Below are 8,505 nucleotides of genomic sequence, written 5' to 3'. Positions count from 1 at the left end.
CATCCCGCCGACATTCAGGATCGTGATGGTGCGCCGCTGGTAGCGGTCAGGATACGCTCATTGTTTCCCTGGCTTCGCCATCTGATCGGTGACGGGGGATATGCTGGCGAGAAGTTGCGTGGTGCGCTGGCTGAACTCGGCCGATGGACGATCGAGATCGTCAAGCGTAGCGATCGGGCCGAAGGCTTCGTCGTCCTGCCCAAACGCTGGATCGTGGAGCGTAGCTTTGCATGGCTCGGACGCTGCCGTCGCCTCACGAAGGATGTCGAGGCAACAATCTCTTCATCCCACGCGTGGTTGATGATTGCCCATATCCGCAGAGTTCTGCGAAAAATCAATCAAACCGCTTTCTGATTCAGGCTCTCAGGTCGGACACGAAGGATGACGCATCGACCCTTGCGACCCGGTAGCCCCGGCGCATTTCCGTCTCGCGCAGCAGGCGGAAGCGGGCAATCCCGGTCAGCGTGATGGCGTAGGTACCGTCCGTCCGTTCGGTCATGGCCGTGATACGGCCGATGCATCCTATATTATACAGCGGCAGGGTCGTGCTGTACCCATCATCCATGTCGGCATCCCCGGTATCATCAAGGGGACTGCCATCCATGCCATCCAGCGGACGGGGCTGGATCATGCCGATCAGGCGGTTGCCCGCCAGCGCGTCTTCCACCAGCGCGATATAGCGTGGCTCGAACACGTTCAGCGGCAGCCGTCCCTGCGGCAGCAGCAGGGCTTCGTCCAGCGGGAACAGCCCCAGCTCCGCCGGGAAGTCCGCCAGTGTCATGTCCCCGATCTGCGGGATGCGGCGGGGGATGTCATCATGGATGATGATGGTCCCCCGTGGGTCATGCCGCGTCACGAAAACAGCAACGACGACATGCGCCGCCGTGCGGCGAGCGTGTCGGGGTCGGTCTGACCCCAGGCCTCGAACAGGCGGATAAGCTGCTTGCGCGCGGCATCATCATTCCAGGCCCTGTCCTCCTTCATGATGGTCAGCAGTTCGTCCGCTGCTTCCATGCGCTTTCCCGCGGCGTTCAGGGCTGCCGACAGTTCGAAACGGGCGGCATAGTCCTTGGGGTTGGCGGTGATGCGGGCGCGGATTTCTTCGGCTTCCTCAGCCGCCTTGCGTCCTTCACGCTTGAGTTCAAGTGCGGCCTTCGCCCCGGTGATTTCGGCATGGTTGGCGATGGATGCAGGGGCATCGTTCAGGGCGGTCTCGGCCCCTTCCTCGTCCCCCATTTCAATCAGGGCACGGGCAAGGCCACCCCATGCGGCAGGGTTTTCGGGTTCGATTTCCAGCACCTGTGAAAGCAGCCCGGCAGCGGCTTCGGCGCGGCCTTCCTCCATTTCCTTGCGGGCAGCTTCCACCAGGTCGGCGGCAGGCAGGGCGCCACCGGCTGACTTCAGCACATTTTCTACGAACCGGCGCACTTCGCTTTCGGGCTTGGCGCCCTGGAACAGGTCAAGGATCTGTCCCTGCCAGAAGGCGGCGACCAGCGGGATGGATTGCAGCGGTAGGCCGATCTGGGTTAGCTGCTGGGCCAGCGCGCGGTTGGCATCCACATCAACCTTCACCAGCCGCACGCGGCCGCCAGCGGCGCGTACTACCTTTTCCAGTACCGGGGTCAGTTGCGTGCAGGGCTTGCACCACGTGGCCCAGAAATCGACCAGAACCGGGATTTCACGACTGGCCTCCACCACGTCACGCATGAAGGTGTTCTGCGTGCCTTCCATCACCGGGTCGGGCCTGCCGCCCGCTATCGGCGGGGTACCCGCAGGGGCGGAACCGGCGGGGCGGGGTGTCTGGCCGATAATGTAGTCCATCTGGTGCGTTCCTGTTGGTCTGGCGATCGGCATGGGGACGGGGGCACTGTCTGCCCTTATGCCCATGCCGGTCGGTTCATATGCTGTAAGGATAGATTGGCATTCCCGGCGATCCTCGCAACCGCATTATGGGGGGATGGAAAAAAACTTCGACAAAAGTGTTTTAACCCCTTGCGCCCCCATCGGGTTTGCCGTAAACACCGCTTCACCGACACGGAGCGCGGGCGTAGCTCAGGGGTAGAGCACAACCTTGCCAAGGTTGGGGTCGTGGGTTCGAATCCCATCGCCCGCTCCAGATTTTCTAAAGAAAATCAGATGGATACGGAAAAGGCCGCCGCAAGGTAGCCTTCGTCGTTTCGGTATACGGTATCCGCATTTTATCCACCGCGAGGCAGGCAAGGTGACGGCCCGCGTTGGTCTTCCCCCCCCCCCACCGGCCTTTGTGAAAAAAAGCGGCACCTAAAAAACTGTTGTTGTTTTTATTAGCAATTTGTTTTCAAAAAGTTTTTGTAGGTTTGAGACGTGATCGACATGGGGCTTCCGGATGTGATGCGTCGGTGTCATCTTTCGATCCGCGAGATTGAATGCCGGACGGGATTGGCATGCAGGGCGATCCGAAAATATCTCTGGGCAGAGAGTCTCGAGCCACGAGTCCAGATGTCCGAACGTCCCATCCGACCGGGTCGGTTTGCCACGGGATTTCGGGCAGTGGGTTCCGATTGGCAAAAAATGGCCAAGTGGTTTAGGAAAATGCAAAATATGCTCTACAGCAAACCGGAAGACGGCATCTGGCTTCCCCTGTGGCACCATGGACAACCAGTCCTATTGGGGGGTAGATTGAGTGGCTAAAAATGATCAGGAGCACCATGTTCGGCAGGACAGGGTTTGCATGCATTAAGGCGCGTATATTCCCGGTATCAGAATGTAAGAAATCATCATGTATTTTGCGAAAGAAGCCATTTCTTGTTGGAAGTCGTCAGCAAGGGGAAAATTTTCACCAAATCTGCAACGCGCCCTGTAATATATATTAGCGCTTTATTGAGTAGTATATCAATTTTATACATTAATATTGATTTCATTCAGTAAAATAATATATTCGCTATATCTTTGGGTTTTGGGTGGGTTGGAAATGAAATGTCTTGTCACAGGGGGTGCCGGTTATGTGGGAAGTCACGTTGTAATTGGTTTATTGGATGCAGGGCATGAGGTCGCTGTCATTGATAATCTCAGCACCGGATATCGTGCGGCCGTACCGAGTGGCGTACGTTTTTTCCCATTGGACCTTCTGGATGCCGAGGCCATAAATAAGATTCTTGCAAGTGAGAAATGGGATGTAGTCCTTCATTTTGCCGCTTTGTCGCTTGTTAACGAATCAATGCGCAAACCATTTTATTATCTACGACAAAATTATATTACAGCCCTTAACCTTATCGAAGCATGTGCCCAGAATGGTGTAAGGCGATTTGTTTTTTCGTCTACCGCGGCCTTATTCGGTGGCAAAGAGCGATTTTCGCTGATTCCAGATAACGCAAGGGTTGAGGCCAGTTCTCCTTACGGGGAAAGTAAATTCCTGATTGAGCGTGCGTTGGTCTGGGCTGATCAGATATACGGCATGCGAAGTGCATCCTTGCGTTATTTCAATGCTGCTGGTGCCGATCCTCTGGGACGCTTGGGGGAAGAGCATACACCTGAAACCCACCTTATCCCGTTAGCAATTGATACTGTTTTGGGACTTCGTGGAAAGCTGAAGATTTTCGGGAATGATTATCCGACCCGGGACGGTACATGCATTCGCGACTATATCCATGTCACGGATCTGGCAGATGCCTACATACGTGTCATCGAACTGCTTGATCGTCGTTCCGTTACGTATAATCTTGGTAATGGTCTTGGTTTTACCAATATGGAAGTTGTTCAGGCCATTGAACATGTAAGTGGCAGGAAGTTGCCATGGGAATGGGCACCACGTCGGACGGGTGATCCAAGTATGCTTGTGGCGGATTCCGCCCTTATACGTCGGGAAACGGGTTGGTCTCCCCATTATTCGTCAATTGATATTATTGTAGAAACTGCACTGCAATGGCGAAAAAGAAATCCTCATGGATATAGGAAGCAGGCCGGCATAGGTCAGGAAAAATGGTCTCCGATTTTCGGGCAGGAGGTTGAGCTATGATCTGCCCTGAGAGAGGGCGGGTTTTATGGGCAGGGTTGCGGGGAATGGTATTCGGGTGATTCAGGTCGTGGATGGCTCTGGAAGCGATCCGTGGCGCACTGACGCTGGCGGGAACTGGTGGCGTGGCATGGTGTGCATCGGATGATGGTAGTACTTTGGAAACGCCAGGCGGTCGAAAAGATGGATGGGTATCGCCCCAGAGGCGTCAGCGCCAGCGGCATTGGCCCGTCCGGCTGACGTGGAGAAGCCGCATGCGAAGATTGGCGAAGTGCTGGTGAAACGGCATTTTTTGCGCGATGCCTCTGTTCGGTTGGGCGTGATCAGCAGCGGCAGATAGTCGACCCACAACGGCCGCGGCCTCCCGGTAGTGCGTTAACTCAACCGCCCCGGCTTCCATATGTCGGCATGTGCCGGAGAGCGCGGCGAAGCTGGCGCTGATACCGTATTACGGGTTATGGTAGATAACGCGGCATTTTTGACGTTCGGGTCATGACATCGGCCGCAAACAGGTCTGTCGGCCATGGCAAGGATGCGTCTGCAGGCGATCCATTAGAAGCTGCGCACGACGGTGCTCCATCCTGAGCACCGGATATCCCTGTCCGCTGCGGGATCTGGCAACGCGCAAGGTTCTGGCCTGACGCCAGTGAATCAGATCTCCGGCCAGCCCGGCGGCCCTTGTGTCAACGTGATTCGGGCAGGACGCAAATATTCCAAATTATAAAACATTTTTATGTTTTTCATCAATGTAGTGACGCGAGATCTGTTTTGTGTCATGGTATGGTTTAATTATAGACAAAACAGTCTATAATAACGTGTGTGATAGTGATCTGTCTTCCACGTCCTTAAGGTTATCTATTGGATATCCATACAGAAACATTCTGATTCATTGCGGATTGTAATGGCGGCACAACTTTTTGCCATCATTGGGGTAATATAGCTTGCAGAGTTGTCGGAAAAGGTGTTGGCAATCGCACCGGACATGGCCGTACACATCTGCAGATGCTATGTATGGTCAGACGAAATATGATCTGATAAAAGGCCTCCGGATAGATCCATCTTCTTCATATTTTAATTGCGTGCCGAATATGTGCGGGTTTCATGACACTTTGATTGCCTTTATTCACCATAACCTCTAATCGCGGTGTTACATTGACCATTTGCTGCTTTCTGAAAGATCTGAACCTGCTTCGACGCCATGTTTGCCCAGGACAGCCCCTTGCTGTAATCGGTAGCGTGCTTCTGCTTCTGACTGGTTGCAACACCCTGCCAGATAGCGGCCCAACGGAAGCACAGGTCAATCATGCCCAGCGTAATCCGCAAAAAAATACCATTGGATATGGAATCGTTCAGGTCACGCCGGAACTCGTTTCGCTTCTCGCAGGTGAGGCACCGCCCGCTTTAAGCAGTCTGGATACAAATAACGCCCCTACGACCCGGACCAACAACGATACGGTCGGGCCGGGGGATGTCCTGCAGATCGCGATATATGAAATCGGCAGCGCACTTTTCAGCCCCAGCAGCGCCGCCATGACGGCATCGAGCGCCAGCGGCACCAATACCCAGCCCAGCCCATCGACTGCAGCCAGCCTTCCCCTTCTGTCCGTTGATGGTAGTGGTGACGTTGATGTGCCATTTGCCGGGTTGATTCATGTGACCGGCATGACTACGGACCAGTTAGCCGAGACGATCCAAGCGCGCCTGAAGAAAAAATCCCAGTCACCTCAGATTCTGGTTCGCATCGCCTCTGATATTGCCAATTCCGTTATGGTGTATGGCGGGGTGCAGCGCCCAAGCCGTATTCCCCTGACTCCGAACCGTGAGCGTATCCTCGACGTGATCGCCCTTGCCGGTGGGGAGGAACGCCCCAGCGGAGACGAACGCCAGCCCCAGACGGATGAGGATTATGTTGTCCGGCTGATACGTAACGGCCGGATTGCGGAAATGCCCCTCAAGGCGATTGAAAACGACCCGGCCCAGAACATCCTCATGCAGCCGGGAGATCGGGTGCAACTGACATTCCAGCCCCGTACCTTTACTGTATTCGGGGCTAGTGAACATGTAACCCAGATGCATTTCAGGACACCTACGCTGACGATGGCCGAGGCGATTTCCCGTGTGGGCGGCCCGGTTGATGCGCGTGCGGATCCCAATGCCGTATATCTTTTCCGTTTTGAAAATACGGATATCCTGCGCCGTCTGGGCCTGCCGGTGGATGCGAACGCACCGACATCGCCGGTTGTCTATCAGCTGGATATGATGAATCCCAGCAACTACTTTCTTGCACAGAAATTCTTTATGCAGGATAGGGACCTGATCTACATCGCCAACTCGTCCAGCAACAAGTTCTATAAATTCTTTGGCCTGATCAGTACCATCATCGCGCCCGGGATTACTGCAGCATGGATAGCCAAATAATGGCCCAATTGATACGTAGGATGGCCTTTAGCGATATGTCTGCCCTCTTCTGTTCTGCCTCTGTCCCCTTCATTTTCTTCCGGAAGCATACTTCATGAATATCGATGTACATGCCCCCGATGAGGGCCCGTACCGTCCTGAAGATGAATCTGTGCTGACACGTCTGTTTAACGGTCCGCGGAACTGGATCCGTAACCATATGGCCTTTACGGTCTGTGTTGTGACACCGACCTTTTTAACGGCACTGTATCTGGTCTTTATTGCGACGCCACAGTATATATCGGAAGCACATTTTGTCGTGCGCGGACATTCCTCGCAGTCCGGTATTTCGCTAAGCAACATCCTGCAGTCCAGTGGCGGCGGGGGTGGGGCGACATCCGAAAATACATACGTGGTGCAGGACTACATGCAGTCACGTGATGCGGCGGAATTGCTGATCAAGCAGAACCAGTTGCTGGATGTGTATTCACGTCCGGAAGCGGACTTCCTCGCCCGTTATCCCCTGTTCGGGTTTGGTAAGAATTTTGAGCATTTTTATAAATATTATCAAGGACATGTTCTTGTCGAGCAGGATTCGGAAACCAATATTTCCATCCTGACTGTCCGTACGTTCCGCGCCGAGGATTCCCAGAAAATTGCCCGTGCGCTTCTGGATGCTGGTGAAAATCTGGTCAATGAAATCAATCGACGGCAGCGTGAAAACCTGATTCGGGCGACTTCCCAGGAAGTGCTGGCAGCCGAAGCCAGATTACGTGAAATCAATCGGAAGCTGGCTGACTACCGGAACTCCGTGGCGTTGATCGATCCCATGCGGCAGTCCATGCCGATGGTCAGTTATGTGACAAGCCTGCAGAACATGCTGACGTCCACCAACATGCAGTTGGGGCAGTTACAGGCATCCGCGCCCAATAGCCCGCTGATAGCAGCCTATCAGCGGCAGGCTGCTATCCTGTCTGACCAGATCAAGAAGTCATCAGGCCAGATTACAGGTTCAGGTGAATCGCTTGTTCCCAAAATTACGGGATACGAGGACCTGATGGTGCAGAACGACATTCAGCAGCGCGTACTGGGTAGTGCTGTCGCCTCGCTTGAAGTTGCCAAGCAGCAGGCAAACCAGCAGATGATCTATGTGGATGAAGTTGCGCAACCTAACGCCGCCGACTGGCCTGAATATCCGCGCAATATTCTTGTGCTGTGTATTGTGTTCCTCTCCTGCCTGGGTCTGTACATCATGGGCAGGCTGTTAATCGCTGGTGCGCGCGAGCGTAACCTTCATTGAATATGCCTGTTTGGTGACATCAGGCATGGGAAAAAAAGCCTATCATGTTGCGTTGTATAGATATCGTTAAGGACTATCACGTTGACAACGGAACCCGTCGCGTCCTGGACAACATCAGTTTTCAGGTGGAGCGGGGTGAAAAGCTTGGCATTCTGGGGCGCAACGGTGCTGGCAAATCAACGCTTATCAAGATTATCGGGGGGGTGGAATTACCAACAGCCGGCCGGATCGAGAAAGATATGTCGGTGTCATGGCCCCTGGCATTTGGCGGCGCATTCCAGGGTAGCCTGAGCGGACTGGATAATCTGCGTTTTATCTGTCGGATCTATAATCTCGACTATAAGGAAACGCGTAGATATGTGGATGATTTCTCGGAACTGGGAAGGCAGCTTCTGGATCCGGTCAAGACATATTCATCCGGTATGCGCGCGCGTCTAGGGCCTGTTAGCACTTGATCCAGTCTGCGGCGGCAGCGATGTGGATGACCGCGAGGAACGAGGTTGCTGTTTTTTCGTATCTGGTTGCGACAGCGCGCCATTCCTTGAGACGAGCCCAGAGGTTCTCCACAAGATGTCGGCATCGATAGGCCCATTTGGGACAGGCGACCGGCGCATCGCGTCGTTTCGCGGGAATGGCCGGTCGGGCTCCCATGTCCCATATCCGTTCACGAAAGGCGTCTGACGCGTAGCCTTTGTCCGCCACGACCCACAGGGGAACAGAGGGGAGATCGTCGAGCATGGCTGGCGCCAGTGGCAGTTCATGGGCCTGTCCGGGTGCCAGAGCGAAACCAATGGCTTTTCCGTGTCCGTCCGCGATC

6 protein-coding genes, 1 tRNA gene and 2 pseudogenes are annotated in these 8,505 nt (G+C 54.5%); 6 read left to right on the top strand and 3 right to left on the bottom strand.

Going from position 1 to position 8,505, the window contains the following annotated elements; translation table 11 throughout:
• Positions 1-354: pseudogene (locus GEU01_RS17765) on the top strand (IS5-like element IS1032 family transposase); the annotation flags it as partial.
• A gap of 10 nt (positions 355-364) precedes the next feature.
• Here the strand turns inward: GEU01_RS17765 and GEU01_RS23205 are convergent.
• Positions 365-856: pseudogene (locus GEU01_RS23205) on the bottom strand (LON peptidase substrate-binding domain-containing protein); the annotation flags it as partial.
• The gene (locus GEU01_RS17755; RefSeq protein ID WP_019087156.1) at positions 853-1,821 is read right to left on the bottom strand and encodes a tetratricopeptide repeat protein; all 969 of its coding nucleotides are present in this window, start codon (positions 1,819-1,821) and stop codon (positions 853-855) included. The gene GEU01_RS17755 and the pseudogene GEU01_RS23205, both read right to left, overlap by 4 nt.
• Positions 1,822-2,041: 220 nt before the next feature.
• Here GEU01_RS17755 and GEU01_RS17750 point away from each other — a divergent pair.
• From GEU01_RS17750 to GEU01_RS23200, 5 genes are all read left to right on the top strand, one after another.
• A tRNA-Gly gene (locus tag GEU01_RS17750) sits at positions 2,042-2,116 on the top strand.
• Between the two features lie 834 nt (positions 2,117-2,950).
• Entirely contained in the window at positions 2,951-3,994 is a 1,044-nt protein-coding gene (galE, locus tag GEU01_RS24800) for a UDP-glucose 4-epimerase GalE (RefSeq protein WP_081500013.1), read from the top strand.
• A gap of 1,110 nt (positions 3,995-5,104) precedes the next feature.
• The gene (locus GEU01_RS17730) at positions 5,105-6,409 is read left to right on the top strand and encodes a polysaccharide biosynthesis/export family protein (RefSeq protein ID WP_232272613.1); all 1,305 of its coding nucleotides are present in this window, start codon (positions 5,105-5,107) and stop codon (positions 6,407-6,409) included.
• A 94-nt stretch (positions 6,410-6,503) separates the two neighbouring features.
• The gene (locus GEU01_RS17725) at positions 6,504-7,688 is read left to right on the top strand and encodes a capsule polysaccharide transporter (RefSeq protein ID WP_019087151.1); all 1,185 of its coding nucleotides are present in this window, start codon (positions 6,504-6,506) and stop codon (positions 7,686-7,688) included.
• Between the two features lie 44 nt (positions 7,689-7,732).
• On the top strand, positions 7,733-8,143 hold the full coding sequence (locus tag GEU01_RS23200; RefSeq protein WP_019087150.1) for an ABC transporter ATP-binding protein: 411 nt from the start codon (positions 7,733-7,735) through the stop codon (positions 8,141-8,143).
• Here the strand turns inward: GEU01_RS23200 and GEU01_RS17715 are convergent.
• Positions 8,133-8,505, bottom strand: a 373-nt coding sequence (locus tag GEU01_RS17715; RefSeq protein ID WP_019085529.1) for an IS5 family transposase, incomplete at its 5' end; no start/stop codon positions are given. The genes GEU01_RS23200 and GEU01_RS17715 overlap by 11 nt on opposite strands.

Source organism: Komagataeibacter europaeus LMG 18890, from assembly GCF_000285295.1.
In the GTDB taxonomy this organism is placed as follows: domain Bacteria; phylum Pseudomonadota; class Alphaproteobacteria; order Acetobacterales; family Acetobacteraceae; genus Komagataeibacter; species Komagataeibacter europaeus.
The sequence above is the reverse complement of the archived record's forward strand: the minus strand, read 5'-3'. Positions and strand labels throughout refer to the sequence as shown.